This is a genomic window from Oleiphilus sp. HI0086, assembly GCF_001635225.1.
Genome location: NZ_LWFZ01000192.1, coordinates 1 through 780 on the forward strand (window position 1 = coordinate 1; position 780 = coordinate 780).

Annotated in this window: 2 protein-coding genes; both read right to left on the bottom strand. The window is 43.1% G+C overall.

What is annotated here, in order from left to right:
• Window positions 1-345: flagellar hook-basal body complex protein FliE (gene fliE, locus A3756_RS02685; protein ID WP_068552867.1), on the bottom strand; the 345-nt coding region annotated here is incomplete at its 3' end.
• A gap of 242 nt (window positions 346-587) precedes the next feature.
• A partial coding sequence (locus A3756_RS02690; protein WP_304438847.1) for a helix-turn-helix domain-containing protein occupies window positions 588-780 on the bottom strand: 193 nt, incomplete at its 5' end.

The window sequence follows — 780 nt, forward strand, 5'->3', positions numbered from 1 at the left end:
CGCCTGTACAACCTTATTCCTTACTTGCGTCAACGCCTGAAAAGATACCGATGCTTTCTGAGATTGCACCATTACCTGCGAAAGCGTAACGCTTGGGTCACCCTGCTCAAAAGCCTTAGCCATTTGACCCGCTTTTAATTGTGTATCATTGACCGAGCCAACCGCACTAGACAGCATGTCACTGAATTTAGGTGTTTGGCTCGCTTCCTGGGTGGCATTAATTTTTGTAGGAGATATTTCTTCAGTCTGAACCTGAGTTTTCTGAACCTGCGCACGCAGATTTTTCATCTCAGCCAGCACCTGATTGATATCTGCTCTAGCCCCTACGGAGTTAATCCCAGACATACATCCCCCTTGTCAAAATTTCGTTACTAAAAATACGCTTAAGTTAGTAACTGCATAAAGCGGGCCAATTCACAGACAAGCTGAAATTATAGATAGATTGGAAGGTTTAACATGATAGCATTGCTAATTCTTAGCAATAACAAAAAAAGGGAGCATACGCTCCCATACAGATCATCAGCAGATTGACGAAATCCTGTTGTAACAGGCAACTAGCAGAGCCACCCGTACACTCAATTCGATACCTAGGCAGCCATTTCAGCTGCAATATCGATACCCTGCTCTCTCATTTGAGCAAGCTTATACCTCAAGGTTCTTGGGCTAATACCTAGCTTCTCGGCAGCATTCTTCTTTCTGCCATTTTCTTGACGCAAGGTATCGATAATTATTTGATATTCTCGAAGCTTTAGATCTTTACCTAAACCTGTTCGAGAGTTT